The organism is Roseibium sp. AS2 (assembly GCF_038900065.1).
Classification (GTDB): domain Bacteria; phylum Pseudomonadota; class Alphaproteobacteria; order Rhizobiales; family Stappiaceae; genus Roseibium.
This window is the reverse complement of sequence record NZ_JBBMQN010000010.1, coordinates 95819-119956: the sequence shown is the minus strand read 5'-3', so window position 1 is coordinate 119956 and position 24138 is coordinate 95819. Positions and strand designations below refer to the sequence as shown.

Here is a 24138-nt window from a genome sequence, read left to right as displayed (position 1 = left end):
CACCGCGGCCGCCGGCTTGCGGGATCAGCCGTATTGGCGCGTGTAGGCTGAGTTCATCGCGTCAAGCACTTCTTGCAAACCCATCTTGTTGAGCGTGGCCACGTAGTCGTCCCAGTCGGCGACGACATCGCCATTGCCCAGGATCCAGCCCTGCTGGCGTTCCAGCATGTATGTCCGGATCGAGGCCCAGTACTTGTCGTAGACCTTCTGTTCTTCCGCGTTCAGCGCCACGCCCAGGAACTGGTCGATCAGGTAGTCGCCTTCGTCGTAAAGGGCGATGCCTTCCAGCGCATACTTGTTCGACCATTGCTTTTCGTAATTGTAATCCTGAAAATAGCCGCGTGCCTGAAGCTGGGAGCCGACCTCGTAGAGCTGGTTGTTGACCGGCTTGCCGTTGGTCAGGAAATCCTCGGTGAATTGCGGCTGGCCGTCCACCATCGTGTATTGCTCGCCTTCCACGCCGAAATTGGCCAGGCGGCGGCCTTCTTCGGTGAACCAGAAGTCGAAATACTTGATGGTCTCGACCGGGTGCTCGTTGGTGTAGCCGATCGCCCAGCCGTCCGGCTTGATGGGAATGCGCCGGTGTTCTTCCATGCGCACACCCGAAACGGAGGCAGGCGGTGCGAACGCCTTGAACTGGAACCCTTCCACCTTGCCGCCGAGGGAATCATTGTAGCCCGAGGTCGAGGCAAACCAGTCGTGGGTCATGCCGCCCAGGTTCTCGGAAAGCAGATACTCGCGCGATGAGGACCCGCGCGTGAAGATTTCCGGATCGATCAGGCCTTCGGCATACCAGCGGGCGAGGTTCTTGATGCCGTCCCGATAGCCTTCGCCGGCGTATGGGTGTTGCAGCTTGCCGTTGTCGACATAAAAATCATGATAGGTATCGGAGCCAGACGAGCGGCCGTCCCAAAGGGTGACGAGGCGGATCAGCTCCGGCCACTGGCGGGCGAAGAACGGGACTTCGTCCTTCAGTCCGTTGCCGTTCGGATCTTTGTCGCGAAACGCTATCAGAACCTCTTCCAGCTCTTCGACAGTCTGCGGAGCTTCGAGCCCGAGCTTGCTCAGCCAGTCGTGACGAATGAAATACGCTCGGCCGTATTTTCCGTCCGGCAGGTAGGGGATGTAATACATCTCGCCATTGGCGGCCTGGATCGCCGAGCGGATCTCGGGGCGCTCGTCGAGAAAGGCCTTGAGGTGGGGGGCATGCTCTTCGATCAGGTCGTTCAGGCCGATGAACGCGCCCTCGGGACCGAACTGGTTGACGAAGTCCTTGATGCGGCTGGAGCCGACAATATCCGGAATGCCGCCGGAAGCGAGCATCAGGTTCAGTGCTTCGGTCTTGCCGTTGTTCTCGTCCGTGCGGGTGTTCGCTCCCACGGTGGCGTCGATCAGATGAATGCCGGTCAGTTCGCGGGCGATCTGCTCGACCGGCCAGTCTTCCTTGTAGCGCGGGTAGCGCGCGTGGTTCATCTGGATCGTCAGCTCCAGCGGTTCGTCGACGATGCGCAGGTCTTCTTCGGCCATGACAGGCCCGCCCAGCATGGTCGCGCCAAGCAGAGCCGCTGCAAGTGTCAGATTTCGCATGGTATCCTCCCTAGTGTCACGTAACGTCATTCCTTCACTCCGCCCAGCATGGTTCCCTTTTCGAAGTAGCGCTGGAGGAACGGGTAGATGACCAGTATCGGGATAATCGAACAGACGATGATCGCCGCGGTCACGGTTTCGACGCTGTAGGCCGCATCGACCAGCGAGGCGCCGAATTCGTTGTCGTCCGACAGGGTCACGATGGTGTGCCGCAGATAGACCTGTAACGGGATCTTCTGTTCGTCCTGCAGCAGCACCATGGCCCAGAAGAACCCGTTCCAGCGCGACACGATGCAGAACAGCGTCACGGTCGCAATGGCGGGTTTGGACAATGGCAGATAGACCTTCCACAGCACCTGGAATTCACTGGCGCCGTCCATGCGCGCGGCCTCTTCGAAGGAATTGGGGATCGCCTCGAAGAAGTTGCGCAGAAGGATGATGTTGAAGCCGTTCACGGCGAAGCCGATGATGATCCCGAAATAGCTGTCCAGCAGTCCGAGGTCGCGCATGTTCAGGAAGAACGGGATCATGCCAGCGTGAAACCACATGGTGAACGCCACCATCAGGTTCCAGAACCGGCGTCCGTAGAGCTGCGGACGCGACAGGGCATAGGATCCCGGAATGATGATCAGCAGGCTCATCACCGTTCCGAGAATGGTGTAGATGAAGGTGTTCTTGTAACTGATCCAGAACATCGGCTCGCTGAGGACGTGCTTGTACGCCTCGAAGGTGGCCCCCACCGGCGACAGCACGACCTGGCCGGCGCGGGCGGCGAAACCCGAACTGAACGACACGGCCGCGATGTAGATGAACGGATAGAGGGTGGAGACGGCGAATATGGCGATCAGGATCATGTTCAGGATCACGAAGATCCGGTCGCCGCGGCTGTAGAGATGAAGCTTCTTCATGGTCGTCCCCTCACCACAGCGATGTGCGCGAGAAGCGCTTGGACAGGGTGTTGGCCGAAATCACCAGCACGAAGGCAACCACCGCGTTGAACAGACCCGCGGCGGCGGCCATGTCGTATTGTCCGTCCTGGATCCCCTGGCGGTAGATGAAGGTGTTGACCACATCCGCCGTCTCATAGGTGGCGGGCTGGTACAACAGGATCACCATCTCGAAGCTGACCTCGAGGATGTTGCCGATGCGGATGATCAGCATGATGATGATCGTCGGCAGAATGCAGGGCAGCGTGATTTTCCACATCATCTGCCAGCGGCTGGCACCGTCGACAACCGCCGATTCATAGAGTGTGGGCGATACCCCGGCGATCGCGGCAAGATAGACAATGGACTGGAATCCGGCCTCCTGCCAGATGCCCGTGCCGATGAAGATCGGCCTGAACCATTCGGGCTTGGTCAGAAAGTAGACCGCGTCGATCCCGAACCATCCCAGCACCGTGTTGACGATGCCCGCGGAGGGCGACAGTGCGGTGATGACGATGCCGGCGATGATGACCGACGAGATGAAATGCGGCAGATAGACGATGGTCTGAGCCGATTTCTTGAACCACCTGTTGAGAACCTCGTTGAACATCAGGGACAGCACGATCGGGACCGGAAAACCGAACAGCAGCCCGTATGCGCTGATGATGATCGTGTTCTTGACGGCGCGGAGGAACTGGTCGTTGTCGAACAAGGTCCGGAAATGCTCGAATCCGACCCAGGGGCTGGCTTCAATGCCGCGGAAGATCGAATAGTCCTTGAAGGCGATCTGCAGGCCGTACATGGGTTTGTACAGGAACAGGAGCAGCCAGACGATCGTGGGGAGCAGCATCAGGTAGAGCTGCCATTCCCGCCGCAGGTGGTCACCAACGCGCACCATCCGGCCGGGTTTGCGCCGGCGCACGGCTTCGGAGGCCTCGATCACCAGCTCCTCGGTCGTCCCGCCCTGGAATTCCGGATTGCTGATCATGACACGTGCACCTGTCCGGGAAATGCCGTGCCGGTCTCGGCGTCGAAGACGCGGATCATTTCGGGCGCGACAGTGAACCCGGTGACGTCGTGCAGTCCTTCCGCGTGGCCCACGGTTCCGGTGCGGATCACGAAAGGCTCTTCGTCGAGCCTTGTGTGCAGCAGGGCCTCGGAGCCCAGGGTCTCGACAAGATCGAGGTCCACGGTGATGCGATGTTCGGCGCCGTCGCCGGCAACGGACACGAATTCGGGGCGTATGCCGAGGATCACCTCGCGCCCGACACTGTCCCGCAGCGCCTCAAGCGGCGCGAGTGGCAGCGTCTGGCCGCCGAATTCGGCGACCGGCGCTGTGGCGCCCGCGGCAAGGCGCGCCTTGACCATGTTCATGGGCGGGGACCCCAGGAAACCGGCGACGAAAGTGTTCACGGGATTGAGGAAGAGCTCCATCGGAGCGCCGGTCTGCTCGATGTGGCCGTTGTTCATGACGACGATCCGGTCGGCAAGGGTCATCGCCTCGACCTGGTCGTGCGTGACGTAGATGCTGGTGACACCGAGGCGGTTGTGAAGACGGCGAATTTCCGCGCGCATCTGGGTGCGCAGCTTGGCATCCAGGTTGGACAGGGGCTCGTCGAACAGGAAGACCTTCGGCCGCCGGACGATCGCGCGGCCCATGGCAACACGCTGGCGCTGTCCGCCGGACAATTCCGCAGGCCTGCGTTGCAGATAGTCCTTCAGGCCGAGAATGCCGCTGACTTCCTCGACCGCAGCCGCGATTGCGGCCTTGCTCTCGCCGCGGATGCGCAAGCCGAAAGCGATGTTGCCGGCGACATTCAGATGCGGATACAGCGCATAATTCTGGAACACCATAGCGACATCGCGATCCTTGGGGGCGATGCGGTTCATGTGACGGCCGTCGATGGCGAGATCACCTTCCGTAATCTCCTCCAGGCCCGCAATCATCCGCAGGGTCGTCGACTTGCCGCAGCCCGAGGGGCCGACAAGAACGACGAATTCCTTCTCGTTCACTTCCAGATCGATTCCGTGCACCACACGCAAGGCCCCATAGGCCTTGACGATGCCTTCCAAGCGTACCCCTGGCATTCCACCTCCCACGCGGCCACGCCATGAACTCCCATCCGGCGCGGCAGCCTTTTCATCCGGCAGTGGTTGTCGAAACGATCTCCACACGCCATCACTTTAGACTGGTATACTAGTAGCTAATCTGGAATACTAGTCTGAATTTGAAAATCAAGGGCAGGGCCGAGACGCTCATGCCGGTCCGGACCCGGTGCCAATCTGATCTCGACACGGCCTGAACACGGGTTCGGGGAGGAACGGCGACCGAACCCGTCCTCCGGTATCGGGCAAGGGAAAGAAAGCCGGGACGCCTTGCGGGACTTTGTCACCCGGTGCTGACGGGTTGGCATTCGTGGCCTGACGGGGCTATTCAACGAACAGGTCCAGCGAAACCGGGCCGACGATACTGGCCGCACGATACGGGCACGGGACCGGCTGAAGGCAGTCGGGCCACTCTGGAGGAAACAAGATGGTGCACCTCAAGCAGGCAGGCGACAGACGCCCGCTGGTCGACGAGATATATGACTATCTCCACGAAGAGATCGCCAGCATGCGCCTCAAACCGGGCGACCGGATTTCCGAAGCGGATATCGCGGCGCGGTTCGGCGTGTCGCGGCAGCCGGTTCGGGACGCTTTCAGCCGCCTGGAAAACCAGGACCTGCTGCTGATCCGTCCGCAAAGGGCGACGGAGGTCAAACGCTTTTCGGCCCGCGAGATCGAAAAATCCCGTTTTGTGCGGGCCGCGGTCGAAGCGGAAGTGCTCCGGCGGGCCGCCGCCAAATGCGACCGTGTCGGTGCCGCCATGCTGGAAGACTGTCTCGACCGGCAACGGCAGGCGATCGCGGACAACGACTATGAGGCCTTCGGAGCGCTCGACTACGCGTTTCACCGGACCCTGTGCCAGATCGCGCGACTGGACTTTGCCTTCGAGGTCATTTCGTCGGAAAAGGCCAAGGTCGACCGTCTGTGCATTCTCGGTCTGTCAAAAGAAGACCGGATGCCGCAACTGGTTGCCGATCACGAGGAAATCGTCGCCTGCGTGAAAGAGGGCGATGCCGAGCGGGCGGTCGTGGCGGGCATGCGCCATCTGTCCCGTCTGGACGCCACCATCGAATCCATCACCGCGACCAATGAAAGCTTTTTCGAGGAGAGCCCGGGCTGACGTCCAGGATCAGCCCGACCGGACTGCGGCCGGCAGCCCTTGCGGTGCCGCCGTCACTTTCCTCGCCCCCAAGGCCCTGCAAACTGCCCAAAGCCCGCACAGACCCCGGTCAGACAAGCTCCCGCGCACCCGGCCGCTCCGGTGGCCTGCCGTCCAACGGTACCGTTTTCCAGGTGGCCTGGCCGCTCACTCTCAAGACGATCATGCTGCACGGCATCGTCGTGATCGATGCCATCCTGGTTTCGTCGCTGGGCGAAACGGCGGTTGCCGCCATGGGCATCGCATCGGTGTTCGGCGGATTGCTGCTGGGTATCCTCGGCGCCTTCTCGAACGGAACGCAGATAAGACTGGCGCAGGCCTTCGGTGCCGCGGATCCGGCCGCGCTCCGCACCGGTTTCCTGTGCGGTCTCCTGATCAACGGCTGTATCGCGCTGGCAGGTATCGGTGCGGCTTTCCTGGCCGGCGAACTGATCGTCGACAGGGTTGCGCATTCAGCGTGGATCGGGACCGAAGCGAAAAACTATCTGAGTGTCCTGCTGCTTGTGTTCCTGGCGGAGGCCGTGGCGCTGAACCTGTCCAGCCTCTTCAATGCCCGCGGTGAAACGCGGGTCCCTTTCCTGAGTTATCTGGTGTCCCTGCCGGTCAATGTCGGGGTGAGCTATATCCTGATACACGGTCATTTCGGCGCGCCCGAAATGGGCGTGACCGGTGCCGCATGGGGAACGGTTGTCGGCGCGGTCCTGAGGCTTTCGGTCCTGGTTCGGGAAGCCCGGCGCTCCGGTATTCTCAAGGCCGGCCAGAAGACGCGGCAGCGGAACGCCTTTGCAGCGGCGCTCCGCCGCCATTTCCTGTTCACATTGCCGATTGCCGCGACATTTGCGAGCGCATCGCTGGCCAACGCCGTGGCGACCCTGATCTACGCAGCCCTCAGCGTGACCGAATTCGCGGCGCTGACGCTGATGATGCCGTGGATCATGGTGGTTGGTGCCATTGCCATGTGCTGGGCCCAGGCAACCGGGATTCTTGTCGCCCAGTTGATAGGAGAAAGGCGCAGCGGCAGTGACCTGGACGCATTTCTGGGGTCGGCGTGGCGCGCGGCCTTCGGGGCCGCGGTGCTGGTCTCGCTGGTCTATCTGGCAGTCTGTCTGCTGTCCGGCCGGATCTATCCCGGTCTCAACGAGGATACCCGCGCCGCGCTCCTGGGCTTTTTACCGGTTCTCCTGCTCCTGCCGTTTCCGAAGGTGTCCAACGCCATGTGCGGCAACACGCTCAGGGCGGGCGGGGAGACGGTCTATGTCATGCACATCTTCATCTGGTCGCAATGGGCATTTCGTCTTCCGGCAACGGCGTTGCTGGTGCTTGTTTTCAACGCGCCGGTCATCTGGATTTTCTCGCTGCTGCTGTTCGAGGAGCTGGTGAAGCTTCTCCCGTTTCACCTGCGGCTCCTGTCGGGAAAATGGAAGACCGGCAGGCTCTGAATCCTGCCGCAATCACATTCCTTGTCGATGACGCAGTCCCGCGCCTTGTGGTGGTGCCCCGGTACACGAGGGCAGTCGGCATGGTGCCGGCTGCCTTTACTGCCATCCGTAATTTTCTCTTTTTCTGCCGATAAAGTTATTGTATATCAAATAATATCGATTTTTTTGAAAGCGGCTTCGTGAGCCGGAAAAAGCGGATCGATCCAAGAAGGACGGCTCACGGGCGTCCCGGCGGCTTGCGCCGTCTTGCAGTAATCGGGGAGGAGACCCAATGAAACAGTTCCTTAAAACCCTCGCGGTCGCGTCCATTTCGGCGCTGACGCCTTTCGGGGCGGCCACCGCAGCGAATGTCGACGGGCCGTCGGTCTTCTGGAAAATCTCGATGTACGGCAACCCGCGGGCGCTTACCGCCGGGATGGAAGCCTTGGCGGAAAAGGTCGCGGAAGAGACCGGCGGCAAGTTTCAGATCCGGATTTTCTACGCGGAACAGCTCGGCCCGGCGCGCGAAAATCTTGACGGCCTCAAGCTGAACGCCTTCGAGGGCGCCGGCATCTGCAATTTCTACCATCCCGGCAAGAACCCGGCATGGATGGTGTTTTCCCTGCCCTTCCTTCCGATCGGCGATCCGCAGGTGGGGCGGACCGCGCGCATGCGCATGTTCGAACATCCTGCGATCGTTGCCGACATGGCCAAGTGGAACGCCATTCCCTACGTTTCGGGCCTGCTGCAGCAGTTCGAACTGATGGGCAAGGGGACACCTCCCGAGAAACTCGAGGACTGGAAAGGCTTGCAGGTGCGCGCGGGCGGCGGCCTGGGCGATGCCATGGAGGCGCTCGGGGCGACCAAGCAGACCCTGTCGGCCTCCGAGACGCTCACGGCCTTCCAGAACGGCACGGTCGACGCGGCGGCCTTTCCGTTCACCTATGCCCACGTTGCCTTCAAGATCAACGAGGAAGCCGACTGGTACACCTCGAACCTGGCTCCGGGAACGTCGGAATGCGGTTGGGTCCTGAACAAGACCGCCTTCGAGGCGCTGCCGGAAAATTACCAGGCGCTGATCATGGACAACCGGGATCTCGTGCTCGACGCCCAGCAGGCGGCCTATGACGCCCAGGACGAAGTCAATCTGCAGCTCTTCGAAAAGACCCTGCACAAGATCGCCTACAGCGAAGAGGAACTGACCCGGTTCCGCGAAATCGCCGGGCGGCCGGTCTGGACCAAATGGGTGGCCGACAATCAGGACAGCTTCGATGCGCAGGCGGTTCTGGACGCCTTCCTTGGTTATGCCGAGGAAGCGCGCAAGCAGTAACCCCTTCCGGGTGGTGCCGCGGTTCTGCCGCGGTGCCGATTTCCCGTTCAGGAACAGAACCCATGTTTGATACCCATCCGGCTGCCGGCGGCTCCAGCCTCGTTGCCCGTGCCGACCGGCGGCTGTCGCCGGTGGAAGACGCAACGAATTTCGTGGCGGCGATCTTCATCTTTCTGCTCATGTGCCTGGGGATCGCCCAGATCGTGCTGCGCACGGTGTTCGACACGCCGTTGTCCGGCTATGTCGACCTGGTCGAGCTGTCCATGGCCGGGATGGCCTTTCTCGGGGCCGCCTACACCCAGCGCATGGGCGCCCATATCCGCATGGAACTGCTGCTGTCTCATCTGCGCGGACGCGGTCTTTGGGCGGCCGAGATCGTCGGTGCGCTCGTCGGCATGGGCATCATCGCGGTGCTGATCTGGTACAGCGGCGCGCATTTCTGGCGGTCGTTTGAGCTCGGGGACACCACAATCGATGCGGAGTTTCCGGTGTGGCCGTCCAAGCTGGTGGTTCCGGTGGCGTTTTCCCTGTGGTTCCTGCGGCTGTCCGTCCAGCTGGCCGGATCGGTGCGCATGTTCATCGATCCGTCCCGCGCACCCGAAGGCGTGACATTGATGAAGAACGCGGCCCAGGTCGCCCAGGAAGAAGCAGAAGAGGCGCTCGCGGCCTCCCAGGACGGAAAGACTGACGGATGCTGATCGGACTTGGATTTGAATACCCGCTTCTGGTGGGCCTGATCGGCATCGGACTGCTGGTCCTTCTCGTCATGCTCGGGGTGCGTGTCGTGTTCGCGGCAGCGACCATCGGCCTTCTGGGACTGGTCGAACTGATCGGCTGGGGCCCTGCCGCCGGCATCGTCGGCATCGTGCCGCATGCCAAGTCGACGATCTATGCCCTGAGTGTCCTGCCGATGTTCATCTTCATCGGCTTTGTCGCCTTTCATGCGGGCATGACGACACAACTGTTCAATGCCGCCAGCAAGTGGCTTGGCTGGCTTCCGGGTGGCATGGCCGTCGCGACCGTGTTCGCGACGGCCGGATTCGCTGCCGTTTCGGGCGCCTCAACAGCGACATCCGCCGTGTTTGCCCGCGTCGCCATTCCGGAAATGCTGCGCTACGGTTACGACCGGCGGCTGGCGGCGGGCGTGGTCGCGGCGGGAGGCACCCTGGCAACCCTGATCCCGCCGTCGGCGATCCTCGTCATCTACGCGATCATCGTCGAGGAGTCGGTCGGCCGCCTGCTGCTGGCGGGCTTCCTGCCCGGCCTGGTCTCGGCGCTGATCTACGGCGGCATCATCATCGGCTGGGCGAAGGTCCGTCCCGAGGCGGCGCCGTCGGTGGGCGGCGCAACCTGGGGGGAAAGGTTCACGTCGCTGCCGCCGTTGCTGCCGATCGTGGCCGTGGTCTTCATCATCATTTCCGCGATCTATCAGGGATGGGCGACACCGACGGAGGCCGGCGCGCTGGGCGCGGGCATCGTCTTCGCGGTGGCCCTGTTCCGCGGCACCGGGCTGCGTCCGATCACGGCCAGCCTGATGGAAACGGCCAAACTCACCGTCATGATCTTCTCGCTGATCTGGGGCGTGACGATATTCGTGCGCTTTCTCGGCTTTTCCGGGGTCGCGGAAGCGTTCACCGCCTGGGTCGTCTCGCTTGATGCCTCGCCCATGACGATCATGATCTGCATCCTGCTGGCCTATGCCGTCCTCGGCATGTTCATGGACGCCATCGGAATGCTGCTGCTGACGCTTCCCGTGGTCTATCCTGCGGTGATCGCGCTGGGCTTCGATTCCATCTGGTTCGGCATCATCGTCGTCAAGATGGCGGAAATCTGCCTTGTCACCCCGCCCATCGGTCTCAATTGTTTCGTGGTCAGCGCGGTGCGTCCCGACATCCCGCTTCCGGACGTGTTCCGGGGCATCATGCTGTTCTTCATCGCGGACGTGATAACCATCATCGTTCTGCTGATTTTTCCCGAGATCGTCACCTGGCTGCCCGATCTGATGCGTAACTGAGGACCTGCAACAATGCGCCTGGCATCAAGCCTTGCACTCGCCACTGCCGAGACCATCGCCGAAACCGTTCTGGCCATCGGCCGCCGTGAACAGATGAAGCCGCTGACCGTGGCTGTGCTGGACTCCGGAGGACGGCTGGTGACGATGAAATCGGAGGACGGCAGCGGTCTGCTGCGCTTCGACATCGCCTACGGCAAGGCCTGGGGCGCCCTTGGCATGGGATTGCCGTCGCGCACGATCCGCGACTACCTGTCCGCGCGGCCAACCTTCCAGACGGCCTTGTCCGTGGCCGCCGAAGGCCGCTTCATACCGGTGCCGGGCGGTGTCCTGATCGAGGATGACACCGGCAGCACGATCGGTGCGGTCGGCGTCAGCGGAGACACCTCGGAAAAGGACGAATACTGCGCCATTCACGCCGTCAGGAATGCGGGTCTTGCGCCGCTGCCTGCAGAGCACGATCCGAACTGGCAGGCCTCCTCGCTGTCGGACAAACACTGACGATCACGTGCCCCGGTTCGGGCGCGAACCAATCTGAGCGGGAATGGCTCTAGAGAAAATCGCACTTAATCGGAACCGCTTTTCACTTTCTGGAACCAGATGTTCCAACGCAAAACGCGATGCTGATTTTTCCGTTTAAATGCAACACGCTCTAGAACAGCGTTTCCGGCAACAGCATGCTGATCGCCGGGATGTAGGAGAGCAGGATCAGGGCAACCAGCATCAGCAGGATGGTCGGCAGGGTTGCCAGGAACACCTCGCCCAGCTTCATTCCCGAGACGCCCATGGCCACGAACAGGTTCAGGCCGACCGGCGGCGTCAGCATGCCAACCGACAGGTTCACCAGCATGATCACGCCGAAATGGATCGGATCGACACCGATCTGCTGGGCGATCGGCATCATCAGGGGCGCCAGGATGATGATCGCGGAGGCGCTGTCGAGAAAGCAGCCCGCGATCAGGAGGAGCACGTTGAAGAAGGCGATGATCAGGAAGGGGTTGCTGACATCGCCGAGGATGTAGGCGGCAAGCTGGGCGGGCGTGCCCGTGCTGGCCAGGACCCACGAGAATGCCGACGCGCCGGCCGTGATCAAGAGAAGCGGACCGGAGATCAGGCCCGTGTTGCGCAGGACCATCAGCGTGTCCCTCACGGAAATACTGCGATAGATGACCGCGCCGACAAACCAGCCGTATAGGCACGCCGCGGCGGCGGATTCCGTCGGTGTGAACACACCGGAATAGATCCCGCCAAGGAGGATCAGCGGCAGGCCGAGACCCCAGGCGGAGTTCTTCAGCGCCGTGAGAATTCCCTTTAAAGTCGGCATTGCATCGCGCGGATATCCCTTCCGGGCGGAGTACCAGGTCGCGAAGGCGATGAGGATGCCACCGATCATCATCGCGGGCAGCAGGCCGGCGGCAAACAGCTTGCCCACCGAGGTACCGGTGACCGAGCCGTAGATGATCAGGGCGATCGACGGCGGCACGATGGGGCCGAGTGTGCCGGCTGTGGTGATCAGGCCGATGGAAAAGAACTTGTCGTAACCGGCCTTCACCATGGCCGGGTACAGGATCGACCCGATCGCGATCACCGTTGCCGGGCTCGATCCCGAGATCGATCCGAACATCAGGCAGGCCACGACCGCCGCCGCCGCGAGACCGCCGGGAAGCCAGCCGATAATCGCCCGCGCCAGGTTGATCAGACGGTCCGACAGCCCGCCGATCCGCATCAGCTCGGCCGCGAGAATGAAGAACGGGATCGACATGAGGGAGAAATTGTTGATGCCGGAAAACATGCGCATGGGCACGAGGACCGGATCAATTCCACCCCAGAAATAAAACACGGCTGCAACCGCGAGCGCGAGCGCGGCGAAGATCGGCAGGCCGAACAGGAGAAGGCCGAAGAATACCGGTACGAGAGCGCCAACCATGACCTGTCCTCAGCTCGTCTTGATGTCGACTTGGGGCGGGACGTAGCTCCGTCCGGCGAAAAGTTCCTGCAATACAAGCAGGTAGCGCAGCACCATGAAGGCACCCGAAACCGGGATCACGGTGTAGATGTAGCCCACGGGAATGCGCATTGCCGGGGACATCTGTCCCATCCGGGAGGTGTTCAGGGACAGTTTCGTCCCGTACCAGATCAGCACTCCGGCGAAGACCAGGCCGAGGCAGGCCGCCCCGATCTGGAGAAATTTGGCCATCCGGGGGCTTGCGATGGCATAGACCGCCTCGACGCTGATATGCGACGCGTAGCGCACACCCATCCCCATGGTCAGGAAGCTCATCGTTATGAGTGCATAGAGGATGAATTCCTCTGACCAGTAGAGCGAGTTGTTGAACACATATCGGGCGATGACCTGAACGATCGCCACAAGGGTCGCCGACAGGATCAGCGATGTGACCAGCACGTTTTCGATCAGGTCGACGATGCGGTTGAGCCAGTTAATCATGTGCGCAGCCCCCGGAAGTCCGTTACTCGCCCTTGGCGGCCGCGAGTGCCTTGTCCATCAGAGCCGGCGTGACCTTTTCGCGGAACTCTTCATAGATCGGCTGCGAGGCTTCGATGAACGCGGCACGTCCCTCGGCGGGCAGTTCCTGGATCTCGATCTGGCCCTTGATGCCTTCGATGATCTTGGCTTCATCCTCGTCGGTGAACTGGCGTGCCGCGTCCCGGCCAACGATCATGGCCTCTTCGACGACGGTTTTCAGATCGTCCGGCAGGCTGGCCCAGGCAGCGTTGTTCATCACCGCCGCGTAGGTGTGATAGGCGTGGCGGGAGAGCGTCATGTATTTCTGGACTTCGTAGAATTTCATCGACGCGATGTTGGCCAGCGGATTTTCCTGCCCTTCGACCACACCCTGCTGCAGGCCGTTGTAAACCTCGACATAGGCCATGGCCGTCGGGTTGGCGCCATAGGCGCGGTAGGTTGCGAGAATGGTGGGAGCCTGCAGGGTCCGCATCTTGATGCCTTCAAGATCGCCCGGACCGTTGATGGGCCTGATGTTGTTGGTCATGTTGCGGAAGCCGGCGCCCCACATCGCGATGCCGTGCAGATTGTTGGCCTCGAGTGTTCCCAGCAGCTCGGTGCCGACGTCGCCGTCGAGAACGCGTTTCATCGACGCATCGTCATTCATCAGAAACGGCAGATCGAACAGATACATCTGTTCGTTGAAGTTGGCGAGATTGCCGGTCGGCGGGATGGCGATGTGAACCATGCCCATCTGCGTCTGTTCGATGATTTCGACATCGCCGCCCAACTGGGCTGCCGGCCGGATGTTGATTTCGATGCGCCCGTCCGAGTTCTTCTCGACTTCTTCCTTGAACACGACCGCGGCACGGGCGTTGGGCGTGTCTTCCGTCAGCACGTGGGCGAAGGTGAAGGTGAAGTCGGCCGCATGGGCTTGACTGGCGAGCGTGGTTCCGAGTGCAAGGATCATAGCCTTGCCGAGTGTCTGCAGTTTCATGACTTCCCTCTGGTTTGGTTGGTTTTATCGGAGATCAAAGTGGTGGCAGGCCCAGAAGGTCCGGTCCCTGACCAAGGATGTTTTCGACCGCCAGCCCCACAGCCAGCAGCCGTTCTTCCTGACCCGGTCCCGCGATGATCTGCAGGCCGGAAGGAATTCCATTCGCGTCGAGACCCGTCGGCAGGGTTATGGCGCACCAGCCGAGCAGGTTGACGATGGCCGTGTTCCGCAATGCCAGCATGTTGGCGGCGCGATAAGTCTCCGGGTCGGCCAGATCCGCGACGACCGGTGCGCTGACCGGAACCGTGGGCGTGACCAGGAAATCGACGGTGTCGAAGACCCGGCGCGCGGTTTGGCCGCTTTCGGCGAGCACGGCGCGGCGGCGCAGGTATTCCGTGGCACCGATCTCGTCAGCCGCCTGAACCCTTGCCATCACCGCCGGATCCAGCCGTTCGATGCGTTCGGGGAAGTTGCGGTCGAGGAATGCGCGCAGCTCCGGCGCAGCCAGTCCGCCGGCTCGGAAGACCTCGAGGAGCGCGGCCGCGCAGGGCAGCTCTACATCGTTCAGCGTTGCCCCGGCGCCTTCCAGGGCACGCAGCGCCGAGCTGGTGTTCTGCGCGATGGAATCATCGATCCCGTCCCAGACAACATTCCGGACCACGCCGAGGCGCAAACCCGTCTCCGCCGCCACGACAGGCCGGCCGCCGTCAGGGTCGAGTGCGGCGAAGGCAACGGCCAGATCCTCGATTGTGCGCGCGAGAAGCCCGGGCGTGTCCAGCGAAGGCGACAGTGGAATGATGCCGTCCAGCGACCAGCGGCCATGGGTGATCTTCAGGGCGGTCTGACCGTTGAAGGATGCAGGGATGCGGACGGATCCGGCCGTGTCGGTGCCCAGGGCGAGCAGGGCGGATCCCTGAACCAGGGAGATACCCGCACCGGAACTGGATCCCCCCGGTGCGCGCGGCGCATGGGGGCCGGACCAGGGGTTCAAGGGAGTGCCCGCATGCGGGTTTGTTCCCAGGCCACCGAAGGCGAATTCAACAGTCTGGGTCTTGCCGGTCACGATCCCCAGCTGTGCCAGCAGGGCCGACACGACCGGTCCCGCCGTTTCCCAATCCGGCGGGAAGGCGGTATCGGTTCCACCGAACACGGGAAGGCCTGGAACACCGTAGAGATCCTTGACCGAAACCGGCAGTCCCATCAACGGTCCAAGATCGACCCCGGTCGCCAACAGCGTGTCCACCGCATCGGCCTGGGCAAGCGCACGGTCTCCGGCCCAGCTGCGGTAGGCATTCAGACGCGGCTCGGTCGCCGCATAGCGGTCCACGGCCGCCGCCATCAGCTCGCGGCAAGTGATGGCACCTTCGCGGAGGTCGTTTGCGAGTTGGGCGATCGATTTCACTGGCACCGGTCAGGTCCTCGTGGTTCAGGTGTTCTGCCTTCAGCATAGGCAAAAGCGGCGGCCGCGCTACTGTCTCGATTGAAGCCCCGTCAATCGGATTGGAAGCGCCAGTCATCTGGGAAATTCAATAATATACTGTTTTAAAAGAATAATTTCTGATGTTATGGATCAGGCGAACCGTCAAGCGTTGCTCTTTCGGCAAACATGCGTTGCTTTCTGCGCACTCCCGTATCCGCAAAATTGTGCCTAATTTGCGAACTTCCACGAAGTTGCAAATAGGGAGAAAGAGCCTTGTCTCACGAGACTGAACGCCGCCTGACCGAACTGGGGATCACCCTGCCGAGACGGCCGAAACCGATCGGCAACTACGTTCCCGGCGTCGTTGTGGGGAACATGCTGTACACCTCCGGGACGCTGGGCACGCAGCCGGACGAGAATGACGAGGATGTGCTGCCCTATGTGGGCAAGGTCGGTTCCGACCTGTCGATCGAGGAAGGCTATGCGTCCGCGCGGCTCATGGCGATCAACCATCTGGCCATGATGAAAGCCGTGCTGGGGGATCTGGATCGGGTGAAACGGATCGTGAAGATGATCGGTTACGTTTCATGCGCACCCGATTTCACAGAGCCGCATCTGGTTCTGAACGGTGCTTCGGACCTGTTCGTGGCGCTCTGGGGCGAGGACAAGGGCAAACATGCGCGCGCGGCCCTGACCCAGCATGTGCTCGGGCTCGACGCGCCGGTGGAAGCGGACATCACGATCGAACTTCACGCCTGAACCGCCCGGAGCCGCGCCAGCATCGCGGCATCGGATTTCTCATGGCCCGGAAAGGCCATCGACAAGGCCTCTATGAACGCCTGGCTGGCCGGAGACCGCCGCTGATCGCGCCGCACGATGGCGTAGATGAAGCGGTGGTCGAATTCACTGCAATGCAGATTGAGCGGCACCAGTGCGCCGGCCTCGACCTCCCGCAGCGCGGCCTGCAGCGGCACAAACACGATCGCATTGTTGAAAATCGCGTGGCGGATCAGGAAGTGCAACTGGTCCGCCACAAGGATCGCGTTCGGGGTCGCCCGGATCTTCCGGTAGGCGCGAAAAATCAGATGATGGATGCCGAAACTGTCATCCGGCACGACGCAGGGCATGGACACGATGTCCGCCAGTTCCAGTTGCCTGCCGTCGGCCAGCTCATGGGAAGGCGGCGCCAGAGCGAGCAGCGGCTGGCGCCATTGGCCGGCGATTTCGATGTTGGGATGGGTAAAGTGGTCATACACGAAACCGATCTGGCAGAGATGCTTTTCCAGCGCCTCGAGCACCCGTTCGCGGCCGCGGATGCGCACCCTGAATTCGACCGCCGGAAACCGCTTGTGGAACGCGGTGATCTGTTCGGACAGGAACGGGTCCGAGATGCCCTCGACCGTGGCGATGGACACACTGCCGGATTTCAGCTTCCGAAGATCGGAGATCTCGTCCTTGATCTGATCCATCTGATCCAGGATCGTGGCGAAATTCTTTGCGATGACATGTCCCGCATCGGTGAGGCGCACGCCATCGGCGCGCCGTTCGACGATCTGCTCCTCGAATTCCCGTTCAAGCTTCGCGATCTGGCGGCTGATTGCGGAAGGGGAGACATGCAGCCGGTCCGCCGCGAGCCTGATCGATCCCAGCCGGGCGACTTCGAGAAAATACCGGCAGGCCGTGCGGTTCAACATGGAAAATACTGCTCTTCTGTCAGGCCGTGGCCTCAGGGCGTCGTCATGGATCCTAGAATATTTCGCGTTTGATTTAAAACAGTCGGCCTTGAATGCCCGCAGGCCCGGCCGGCTGGTCCGTCTGGATGAACCGCAATGTCGTTCCAGGGCCGCGCGTGCCGGCAAGGATCCGGCGCCGGAGATGCGAGACCCGAAATCCCGGCACGGCGGCACGCCCGCCCGGGGTCATCGGGACCTGAGATCGGGACCGGTACCGTGTTCCATCATGCCTTCGACATGCCTGGCGGTCAGCCTGAGTGTCGCCTCCACCTTGGGCCGAATTTCCCTGAAGCGGGTCGAGGGAACCGGAACGGAGATCGAGTGAAGGTCTCCCGACCAGTCCCGGAAGGCAAACCCGATGGCCGAGATGCCCCGGGTGTGCTCGTCGAGGTCGTACGCAAGGCCGGATTCCCTGATCCCGGCGAGGGTCTTCATGAAGCCGGACATATCACGTTCGATCCGCTGACGGTTCCACTCCGCGCGCGCCAGGTCCCGGGCCATGTCGTCGTCCAGCCGGGCAAGGCAGGACAGGCCATTGGCGGTGGTGGTCAGGGGAAAGGCATCGCCGACCGAGGACACGGTCCGCAACCGGTGGGTGCCGGGCACCTGATCCAGAAAGATCATGGCCGGCCCGCGCAGAACGGACAGGTCGGCGGTTTCTCCTGTCGCCTGAGAGAGTTCCGTCAGATGAAGCCTGCAGCACTCGACGATGTTGTAGCGGGCGGCTTCGGCCAGGGCGCTCAGTTCCGGGCCGAGCCGGAGCCTGCCGCCATTGGCTCCGGAAATCACCAGCCGTTCCTTCTGCAGGGCGCCCACGATCCGTTGCACGGTCGACCGCGGCAGGCCGACCGCTTCGGCAATCTGGCCGAGGCTCATTCCCGACTGGTCCTCCTTCAGAGAGCGCAGGATTTTCGCTGCCCGTTCTATGACCTGAATGCCGTTGCGGCTCCTGTCAGGCTCGTTTTCCGGTGAGAATTCTTGTTCGCTCATGGTCTGAAATGCCGGTCCGTTTGCTGATTCTGGTGAAGAGTCTTGACCCACCATACGGTACAAAAGACCCAAATCGCAAATAGTTATTGACTGCAATGCGGTGCATGCGTACCATCATGCGAAACAACGTCATTGATAATAATCATAAGAAACAATGTCATCAGCATCGCAACACCGCTTCGGCGGTGATCGGAGGAGTATTGCGAAATGGTCAAGATCCGCGGCATTGAATTTCAGGCCAACACCGACAACGACATGGGGCTGGAGTTCTACAATCTCTCGCACCGATACGGGTTCCAGTGTCCGAACTGGCCTTACTTCCAGGACGTTCAGATCGACCGGAAGCACTACATGGCGAAGTCCGGTGTCCTGTCGCAGACCATCACCACCACCATGCATGTGACCACGCATATCGATGCGCCGGCCCATGTGGTGCAGGGAACGCCGTTTATCGACGAAGTGCCGTTGCCGCATTTCTTCGGGTCCGGTCTTGTCGTCTCGATCCCGAAGAAGAAGTGGGAACAGATCACGGCGGACGATCTGGAAAAGGCCTGCGGCCATGCCATCCGCAAAAACGATGTGCTGATCATCAACACCGGCTGGCACAAGCAGTATGAAGACGGCGATTATTTCGCCTATTGCCCGGGCCTGGTTCCCTCGGCTGCCGACTGGATGGTCGAAAAGGGCATCAAGGTCGTCGGTCATGACACCCAGGCCAACGATCATCCGCTGGCAACGGCAATCGGCCCGCAACGCAACGGTCCCATTCTTCCCCATCTGGAAGGGGAATATAAGGAATGGTCCGGCGGCCGTGACTGGAAAGACGACTTCCCCGAGTGGGAGCCGGTTCACCAGAGGCTGTTCAGCAACGGCATCCTCGGCATCGAGAATGTCGGCGGCGACCTGGACGCGGTCACGGGCAAGCGCTGCACCTTCGCCTTCTTCCCCTGGAACTGGGACCGTGGTGACGGTTGCATCATCCGTCTTGTCGCAATGATCGACAAGGGACAGCAATACCGGATCGAGCCCGGCGAAAATTTCTGAGCACGTCATAGCCGGCCGCTGCCGCGGCCGGTCCACATGCGGGAATCTGGGAGGAAGCCAATGCATGTAAAACGTTTTGAGGACGCCAAACCCTATGACGCGCCGAACCACCGCGAGATGGTCGGGCTGCGTCTCCAGGGGTTCGAGCCAGGCGGACCGGAAAATCAGTGGGTGGGGCTCAGCCAGTTTCTGCCCGGCGGCGGTGCCGGCCCGGATTCGACACCCTTCGAGAAGGTCTATGTCGTGCTGGACGGCGAGATGACCGTCGAAACCGGGGGCCGGGAAACGGTCCTGAGAAAATACGACAGCTGCACGATCGCGCCGGACGAGGTGCGTACGATCGAAAACCGGACGAACCACATCTGTACCATGCTTGTGGTCCTGCCCTATCCGCCGGGAGCGAGCCGATGACGGACAACTGGACCAATCCCCTCGGTCTCTTCGATGTGTCGGGCAAGGTGGCCCTGGTCACCGGCGCTTCCGGGGCATTTGGAGCGGTTGCCGCCAAGGCGCTTGCCGGGGCGGGCTGCAAGCTGGTGCTTGCCGCGGGCAATGAAGCCGCGCTGACGTCGGTCACGGCCGAGTGCGAGGCCCTGGGCGCCGAAGTCGCGTCGATGGCCATACGCCCGTCCGACGAGACCGCGTGCGGCCAACTGGTCGAGCGCGCGGTCGAGCGGTTCGGGTCGCTGGATGTTCTGGTCGTGGCGTCCGGGATGAACAAGGTCGCCAAGATCGGGGACCTGACCCCCGGCGATTTCGAAAACGTCATGAACGCCAATGTCACCCAGTCCTGGCTTCTGGCAAGGGCAGCCTCAGAGCAGATGAAGGCGCAGCCGGGCGGCGGCAAGATCGTGCTGGTTTCTTCCGCGCGGGGCCTGCTGGGTCATCCGGCAGGCTACACGGCCTATTGCGCCTCCAAGGCGGCGGTCGACGGCATCACCAAGGCGCTCGGCTGCGAACTCGGCGAGGACAACATCACGGTCAATGCGATTGCGCCGACCGTGTTCCGCTCGCCGCTGACCGCCTGGATGTTCGAGGACAACGACAAGGCCAAAGGCTTCCGGGACGGATTTCTCGCCCGCGTACCCAAAGGGCGCCTCGGCGAGCCGGAGGACCTGATCGGTCCCCTGCTGTTCCTGGCCTCCCGGGCATCCGATTTCTACACTGGGCATATCCTTTATGCCGATGGCGGATACACGGCGGGCTAGACGATGGCAAAGTCCCTCAACATCGCTGTCCTGGGTGCCGGTCTGATGGGGCACGGCATCGCCCTGACCTTTGCGCGGGCAGGGCACGGTGTCCGGGTGTACGATCCGGTTTCGGCCGGTCTGGACGCGTTGCACGGCCGGGTGGCGGCAAGTCTCGAGGCAATGGGCGCCGAAACGCGGGAAATAGACGAGACCGTGTCGCGGATCGCGCCGGATCCGGAGATCGCCACCTGTGTCGGGGGCGTGGATTTCGTGTTCGAGGCCGCGCCGGAAAAGGTCGACCTGAAGCGCGCCCTCTTCAAGGATGTGGAACGGTTCGCACCGCCGGACGCGGTGTTCGCCTCCAATACGTCCGTGATTCCGATCACGTCCATCGTTGCCGATCTGGAAGACAAGACCAGAGCGCTGGGAACACACTGGTGGAACCCGCCGCACATGATCCCCCTGGTCGAGGTGATCCGCACCGAGTGGACCGCGGAAGCCGCGATCGAGGAAACGGTGGGCTTGCTGGACGCCGTCGGAAAAACGCCGGTCCGGGTCGAAAAGGACGTTGCCGGGTTCATCGGCAACCGGCTGCAGCACGCCATGTGGCGGGAGGCCATCTACCTGGTCGAGAGCGGGGTCTGCACGGCGGAAGCGGTCGATCAGGTGGTCAACGCCAGTTTCGGGCGCCGCCTTTCGGTGCTCGGCCCGCTCGCCAACGCCGATCTCGTCGGGACCGACCTGACACTCGATATCCATGAGAATGTGCTGGCCGATCTGGATAACCGGCCGGCGCCTTCGCCGTATTTGCGCGATCTGGTGAAAGCCGGAAAACTCGGCATGAAAAGCGGCGAGGGATTCATGAGCTGGACGCCGGAGGACATGGAGGATGTCCGCCGGCGCGTGGCCACTCATCTGCGGAGGCTCGAGACGATTCTACCCGACTGACAGCCTGCCGTACCAAGCGCATCTGGGAGGAAAATCGATGACGCTATTTCGGAAGACAGAAGGTATCAATCGCCGCAAGTTCCTGGCCGGAGCTTCGGTCGGACTGGCGGCACCCGCCATTTTGACCCGAACACGGGCCTACGCCGCGGACCCGATCATCCGGATCGGGCACGTGAGCCCACGCACCGGGCCGCTGGCCGGTTTCGCGGAGGCCGATGATTACGTCCTCGCCGGTGTCCAGAAGGCGCTGTCCGGCGGGATCGAAAACAACGGCAAGACCTATCAGGTGGAGATCATCTCCAAGGACAGCCAGTCGAACCCGAACCGCGCGGCGGAAGTGGCTTCGGAACTGATCCTGGGCGATGAGGTGGACATCATCGTCGGTGCCTCGACCCCGGACACGACCAATCCGGTGTCCGACCAGGCGGAACTGAACGAAGTGCCCTGCATCACCACCGACTGCCCCTGGCAGCCCTATTTCTTCGGCCGCAACGGCGACCCGGCGACGGGCTTCGACTACACCTACCATTTCTTCTGGGGACTGGAGGACGTCATCAAGGCCTTCCTCGGGCTGTGGGAAGAAAGCGGCGTTGAGCGCAAGGTGGGGGGACTGTTCCCCAATGATGCCGACGGCAACGCATGGGGCGATGATGTTCACGGTTTCCCGCCCGCTCTGGTCGGCAGCGGGTTCGAGCTGACGAATCCGGGCCGCTACCAGCCGCTCACCGATGATTTCTCGTCGCAGATTTCGGCCTTCAAGGCCGCAGGTTGCGAGATCCTCACCGGCAACATGATCTCGCCGGACTTCGCCACGTTCTGGTCGCAGGCGGCGCAACAGGGCTTCGCCCCCAAGGTGGCCACGCTCGGCAAGGCACTGCTGTTCCCCTCGTTCATCGAATCCCTGGGAGACCGCGGCGATGGTCTGACCTCGGAAATCTGGTGGACGCCGGATCATCCGTTCTCCTCGTCCCTGACCGGCATGTCGGCAAAGCAGCTTGCCGACGGCTACACGGCCTCCTCCGGGCGCCCGTGGACCCAGCCGATCGGCTTCAAGCACGCACTGTTCGAGGTGACGACCGACGTGATCCGCCGCAGTGCGGACCTCGACGATCCGAACGCGATCCTGGAATCAATCTCGTCCACCGATCTGGCAACCGTCGTGGGCCACATCAACTGGGGCCTGGGTCCGGTCAAGAACGTCTCCAAGACACCTCTGGTCGCCGGCCAGTGGCAAAAGGGGGCCAATGGCATGGAGCTGGTGATCACGTCCAATCACAGCGCTCCGGAAATCTCCACGACGGGCACGCTGAAGCTGCTCGGCTAACTGGACAAGACGCACGGCCCTGCGGCCGTGCGTCTCCGGATCAGACTTAAAGGCGCGGAGTTGAATGACAACAGTTCTGGAACTCAGGGGCGTTTCCAAAGCCTATGGTGCCATCACCGTCGCGGACGAGCTGAGCTATCAGCTCGGCCATGGCGAAGCCCTGGGCGTGATCGGCCCCAATGGTGCGGGCAAGACGTCCATGTTCAACCTGATCACGGGCACGGTTCATGCCGACAGGGGACAGATCCTGTTGAAGGACCGCGATGTCACGCGCCAGAGCGCCGCCCGGCGCTGCCGGTCCGGCATCGCCCGGTCATTTCAGGTTCCCCAGCCGTTTTCGGCGATGACCGTGTTCGAGAACACCCTTGTGGCGGCCACGCACGGAACCAGGAGCACGCTTTCATCCGCCAATGCCCATTGCCTTGAAGTTCTCGAACTGACGGGCCTCATCGACAAGGCCAACGACCCGGCCGGCAGCCTGACCCTGCTGGGACGCAAGCGGCTGGAACTGGCCCGGGCCCTGTGCGCGCGGCCCCAGGTGCTTCTGCTCGACGAAATCGCGGGAGGCCTGACGGAAAAGGAATGTCACGACCTGGTCGCGACCATCAACACCATCCGCAAGACCGGACTGTCCCTGATCTGGATCGAACACATCGTCCATGCCCTGTTGTCCGTGGTGGACCGGCTGATCGTCATCGACTTCGGCAGGAAGATTGCCGATGGCGACCCGAAGGAAACCATGTCCAGCCAGGCGGTGCAGGAGATTTACATGGGAGTGGATGCCGATGCCTGACGCGCTGCTCTCCACCCGGTCCCTGGAAGCGCATTACGGCGACTTTCAAGCGCTTTTCGGGGTCACGATCGATGTTTATCCGGCGGAAGTCATTGCGATCATCGGCGCCAACGGAGCCGGAAAAACCACGCTGATGCGCTCGATCACGGGGCTTCTGTCGAACGGGCCGCAGATGGTTACCTGGAAAGGCCAGGCCATCGGCGCCCTCAGGGCGGACCAGGTCGCACGCCTGGGAATCGCGATGGTGCCGGAAGGCCGCCAGCTGTTTCAGTCCCTGTCTGTCGAGGAGAACCTGATCATCGGGGGTCAGACGGGCCGCAGGGGTCCCTGGTCTCTGGAAAAGGTCTTCGGGCTGTTCCCGGTCCTGAAAGAACGGCGGGCCGTCCCGGCGACCGCGCTTTCCGGCGGACAGCAGCAAATGGTCGCGATCGGACGTGCGCTGATGTCCAATCCGGACATCCTGTTGTTCGACGAGATCAGCCTCGGCCTCGCCCCCATCATCATCAAGTCCATCTACGAAGCGCTGCCGGATATCATCGGCGAAGGCATGAGCGCGATCATCGTGGAACAGGACATTGCCAAGGCGGTGAGCGTGTCGAACCGGGTGTATTGCCTTCAGGAAGGCCGTGTTTCGCTGGAGGGGCGGCCACAGGAGCTGTCCCGCGAAGCCATCAGTGCCGCCTATTTCGGAGTTTGAG

General features: G+C 62.1%; 24 protein-coding genes. 14 read left to right on the top strand and 10 right to left on the bottom strand.

The features are described from left to right. Positions 1-24: 24 nt before the first annotated feature. The 4 genes from WNZ15_RS24210 to ugpC all read right to left on the bottom strand — a co-directional run bounded on the left by WNZ15_RS24210 (position 25) and on the right by ugpC (position 4601). Positions 25-1587, bottom strand: coding sequence for a sugar ABC transporter permease (locus WNZ15_RS24210; protein WP_342895613.1), 1563 nt, complete (start codon positions 1585-1587; stop codon positions 25-27). A gap of 26 nt (positions 1588-1613) precedes the next feature. Continuing rightward, positions 1614-2495 (bottom strand): carbohydrate ABC transporter permease, encoded by an 882-nt coding sequence (locus tag WNZ15_RS24205; protein WP_342895612.1) that lies wholly within the window; start codon positions 2493-2495, stop codon positions 1614-1616. Between the two features lie 10 nt (positions 2496-2505). Continuing rightward, complete coding sequence (locus WNZ15_RS24200; RefSeq protein ID WP_342895689.1) at positions 2506-3411, bottom strand: ABC transporter permease subunit; 906 nt, start codon at positions 3409-3411, stop codon at positions 2506-2508. Between the two features lie 86 nt (positions 3412-3497). Then, a complete protein-coding gene (ugpC, locus tag WNZ15_RS24195; RefSeq protein ID WP_342895611.1) occupies positions 3498-4601 on the bottom strand; it encodes a sn-glycerol-3-phosphate ABC transporter ATP-binding protein UgpC in 1104 nt (367 codons plus the stop codon). 445 nt (positions 4602-5046) lie between these two features. Here ugpC and WNZ15_RS24190 point away from each other — a divergent pair, with 445 nt between their 5' ends. The 6 genes from WNZ15_RS24190 (at position 5047) to WNZ15_RS24165 (ending at position 11038) form a co-directional block, all read left to right on the top strand. Continuing rightward, on the top strand, positions 5047-5739 hold the full coding sequence (locus WNZ15_RS24190; RefSeq protein ID WP_342895610.1) for a GntR family transcriptional regulator: 693 nt from the start codon (positions 5047-5049) through the stop codon (positions 5737-5739). 173 nt (positions 5740-5912) lie between these two features. Then, on the top strand, positions 5913-7217 hold the full coding sequence (locus WNZ15_RS24185) for an MATE family efflux transporter (RefSeq protein ID WP_342895609.1): 1305 nt from the start codon (positions 5913-5915) through the stop codon (positions 7215-7217). Between the two features lie 271 nt (positions 7218-7488). Continuing rightward, positions 7489-8526 (top strand): TRAP transporter substrate-binding protein DctP, encoded by a 1038-nt coding sequence (gene dctP, locus WNZ15_RS24180; protein ID WP_342895608.1) that lies wholly within the window; start codon positions 7489-7491, stop codon positions 8524-8526. A gap of 62 nt (positions 8527-8588) precedes the next feature. Then, positions 8589-9224 (top strand): TRAP transporter small permease, encoded by a 636-nt coding sequence (locus WNZ15_RS24175; RefSeq protein WP_342895607.1) that lies wholly within the window; start codon positions 8589-8591, stop codon positions 9222-9224. After that, on the top strand, positions 9218-10540 hold the full coding sequence (locus tag WNZ15_RS24170) for a TRAP transporter large permease (protein ID WP_342895606.1): 1323 nt from the start codon (positions 9218-9220) through the stop codon (positions 10538-10540). The genes WNZ15_RS24175 and WNZ15_RS24170 overlap by 7 nt, the downstream gene beginning before the upstream one ends. Positions 10541-10552: 12 nt before the next feature. Next, positions 10553-11038 (top strand): heme-binding protein, encoded by a 486-nt coding sequence (locus tag WNZ15_RS24165; RefSeq protein WP_342895605.1) that lies wholly within the window; start codon positions 10553-10555, stop codon positions 11036-11038. Positions 11039-11189: 151 nt separating this feature from the next. Here the strand turns inward: WNZ15_RS24165 and WNZ15_RS24160 are convergent, their stop codons facing one another. Genes WNZ15_RS24160 through WNZ15_RS24145 form a run of 4 tightly spaced genes read right to left on the bottom strand, consistent with a single transcriptional unit; the run spans position 11190 to position 15406 of the window. Further along, on the bottom strand, positions 11190-12464 hold the full coding sequence (locus tag WNZ15_RS24160; protein ID WP_342895604.1) for a TRAP transporter large permease: 1275 nt from the start codon (positions 12462-12464) through the stop codon (positions 11190-11192). Positions 12465-12473: 9 nt separating this feature from the next. Continuing rightward, positions 12474-12983 carry a TRAP transporter small permease gene (locus WNZ15_RS24155; RefSeq protein ID WP_342895603.1) on the bottom strand — a complete coding sequence of 170 codons (510 nt, stop codon included), beginning with the start codon at positions 12981-12983 and terminating at the stop codon, positions 12474-12476. A 22-nt stretch (positions 12984-13005) separates the two neighbouring features. Further along, positions 13006-13998, bottom strand: coding sequence for a TRAP transporter substrate-binding protein (locus WNZ15_RS24150; RefSeq protein ID WP_342895602.1), 993 nt, complete (start codon positions 13996-13998; stop codon positions 13006-13008). Between the two features lie 34 nt (positions 13999-14032). Then, the gene (locus WNZ15_RS24145) at positions 14033-15406 is read right to left on the bottom strand and encodes an amidase (protein WP_342895601.1); all 1374 of its coding nucleotides are present in this window, start codon (positions 15404-15406) and stop codon (positions 14033-14035) included. Between the two features lie 285 nt (positions 15407-15691). Here WNZ15_RS24145 and WNZ15_RS24140 point away from each other — a divergent pair, with 285 nt between their 5' ends. Next, on the top strand, positions 15692-16177 hold the full coding sequence (locus WNZ15_RS24140) for a RidA family protein (protein WP_342895600.1): 486 nt from the start codon (positions 15692-15694) through the stop codon (positions 16175-16177). Here WNZ15_RS24140 and WNZ15_RS24135 read toward each other — a convergent pair. Next, the gene (locus WNZ15_RS24135; RefSeq protein ID WP_342895599.1) at positions 16168-17112 is read right to left on the bottom strand and encodes a LysR family transcriptional regulator; all 945 of its coding nucleotides are present in this window, start codon (positions 17110-17112) and stop codon (positions 16168-16170) included. The genes WNZ15_RS24140 and WNZ15_RS24135 overlap by 10 nt on opposite strands. Before the next feature lie 225 nt (positions 17113-17337). Continuing rightward, positions 17338-18141 carry an IclR family transcriptional regulator gene (locus tag WNZ15_RS24130; protein ID WP_342895598.1) on the bottom strand — a complete coding sequence of 268 codons (804 nt, stop codon included), beginning with the start codon at positions 18139-18141 and terminating at the stop codon, positions 17338-17340. A gap of 207 nt (positions 18142-18348) precedes the next feature. Here WNZ15_RS24130 and WNZ15_RS24125 point away from each other — a divergent pair, with 207 nt between their 5' ends. The 7 genes from WNZ15_RS24125 (at position 18349) to WNZ15_RS24095 (ending at position 24137) form a co-directional block, all read left to right on the top strand. Continuing rightward, positions 18349-19185 (top strand): cyclase family protein, encoded by an 837-nt coding sequence (locus WNZ15_RS24125; protein WP_342895597.1) that lies wholly within the window; start codon positions 18349-18351, stop codon positions 19183-19185. Between the two features lie 60 nt (positions 19186-19245). Next, positions 19246-19596 carry a cupin domain-containing protein gene (locus WNZ15_RS24120; RefSeq protein ID WP_342895596.1) on the top strand — a complete coding sequence of 117 codons (351 nt, stop codon included), beginning with the start codon at positions 19246-19248 and terminating at the stop codon, positions 19594-19596. Continuing rightward, entirely contained in the window at positions 19593-20393 is an 801-nt protein-coding gene (locus WNZ15_RS24115) for an SDR family oxidoreductase (protein WP_342895595.1), read from the top strand. Before WNZ15_RS24120 ends, WNZ15_RS24115 begins: the two co-directional genes overlap by 4 nt. A 3-nt stretch (positions 20394-20396) precedes the next feature. Next, on the top strand, positions 20397-21323 hold the full coding sequence (locus WNZ15_RS24110) for a 3-hydroxyacyl-CoA dehydrogenase family protein (protein ID WP_342895594.1): 927 nt from the start codon (positions 20397-20399) through the stop codon (positions 21321-21323). A 37-nt stretch (positions 21324-21360) separates the two neighbouring features. Further along, positions 21361-22647: an ABC transporter substrate-binding protein gene (locus tag WNZ15_RS24105; RefSeq protein ID WP_342895593.1), complete on the top strand. Its 1287-nt coding sequence runs from the start codon at positions 21361-21363 to the stop codon at positions 22645-22647. A 64-nt stretch (positions 22648-22711) separates the two neighbouring features. Then, positions 22712-23440: an ABC transporter ATP-binding protein gene (locus tag WNZ15_RS24100; RefSeq protein WP_342895592.1), complete on the top strand. Its 729-nt coding sequence runs from the start codon at positions 22712-22714 to the stop codon at positions 23438-23440. Beyond that, positions 23427-24137: an ABC transporter ATP-binding protein gene (locus WNZ15_RS24095; RefSeq protein ID WP_342895591.1), complete on the top strand. Its 711-nt coding sequence runs from the start codon at positions 23427-23429 to the stop codon at positions 24135-24137. Before WNZ15_RS24100 ends, WNZ15_RS24095 begins: the two co-directional genes overlap by 14 nt. The last annotated feature ends 1 nt before the right edge of the window (position 24138 follow it).

Coding starts and splice junctions, on each gene's coding strand:
- WNZ15_RS24110 (WP_342895594.1), top strand. CDS start 20,397: ATGGCAAAGTCCCTCAACATCGCTGTCCTGGGTGCCGGTCTGATGGGG.
- WNZ15_RS24125 (WP_342895597.1), top strand. CDS start 18,349: ATGGTCAAGATCCGCGGCATTGAATTTCAGGCCAACACCGACAACGAC.
- WNZ15_RS24105 (WP_342895593.1), top strand. CDS start 21,361: ATGACGCTATTTCGGAAGACAGAAGGTATCAATCGCCGCAAGTTCCTG.
- WNZ15_RS24210 (WP_342895613.1), bottom strand. CDS start 1,587: ATGCGAAATCTGACACTTGCAGCGGCTCTGCTTGGCGCGACCATGCTG.
- WNZ15_RS24150 (WP_342895602.1), bottom strand. CDS start 13,998: ATGAAACTGCAGACACTCGGCAAGGCTATGATCCTTGCACTCGGAACC.
- WNZ15_RS24155 (WP_342895603.1), bottom strand. CDS start 12,983: ATGATTAACTGGCTCAACCGCATCGTCGACCTGATCGAAAACGTGCTG.
- WNZ15_RS24165 (WP_342895605.1), top strand. CDS start 10,553: ATGCGCCTGGCATCAAGCCTTGCACTCGCCACTGCCGAGACCATCGCC.
- WNZ15_RS24135 (WP_342895599.1), bottom strand. CDS start 17,112: ATGTTGAACCGCACGGCCTGCCGGTATTTTCTCGAAGTCGCCCGGCTG.
- WNZ15_RS24160 (WP_342895604.1), bottom strand. CDS start 12,464: ATGGTTGGCGCTCTCGTACCGGTATTCTTCGGCCTTCTCCTGTTCGGC.
- WNZ15_RS24095 (WP_342895591.1), top strand. CDS start 23,427: ATGCCGATGCCTGACGCGCTGCTCTCCACCCGGTCCCTGGAAGCGCAT.
- WNZ15_RS24120 (WP_342895596.1), top strand. CDS start 19,246: ATGCATGTAAAACGTTTTGAGGACGCCAAACCCTATGACGCGCCGAAC.
- WNZ15_RS24130 (WP_342895598.1), bottom strand. CDS start 18,141: ATGAGCGAACAAGAATTCTCACCGGAAAACGAGCCTGACAGGAGCCGC.
- WNZ15_RS24205 (WP_342895612.1), bottom strand. CDS start 2,495: ATGAAGAAGCTTCATCTCTACAGCCGCGGCGACCGGATCTTCGTGATC.
- WNZ15_RS24190 (WP_342895610.1), top strand. CDS start 5,047: ATGGTGCACCTCAAGCAGGCAGGCGACAGACGCCCGCTGGTCGACGAG.
- WNZ15_RS24175 (WP_342895607.1), top strand. CDS start 8,589: ATGTTTGATACCCATCCGGCTGCCGGCGGCTCCAGCCTCGTTGCCCGT.
- WNZ15_RS24100 (WP_342895592.1), top strand. CDS start 22,712: ATGACAACAGTTCTGGAACTCAGGGGCGTTTCCAAAGCCTATGGTGCC.
- ugpC (WP_342895611.1), bottom strand. CDS start 4,601: ATGCCAGGGGTACGCTTGGAAGGCATCGTCAAGGCCTATGGGGCCTTG.
- WNZ15_RS24170 (WP_342895606.1), top strand. CDS start 9,218: ATGCTGATCGGACTTGGATTTGAATACCCGCTTCTGGTGGGCCTGATC.
- WNZ15_RS24115 (WP_342895595.1), top strand. CDS start 19,593: ATGACGGACAACTGGACCAATCCCCTCGGTCTCTTCGATGTGTCGGGC.
- WNZ15_RS24200 (WP_342895689.1), bottom strand. CDS start 3,411: ATGGTGCGCGTTGGTGACCACCTGCGGCGGGAATGGCAGCTCTACCTG.
- dctP (WP_342895608.1), top strand. CDS start 7,489: ATGAAACAGTTCCTTAAAACCCTCGCGGTCGCGTCCATTTCGGCGCTG.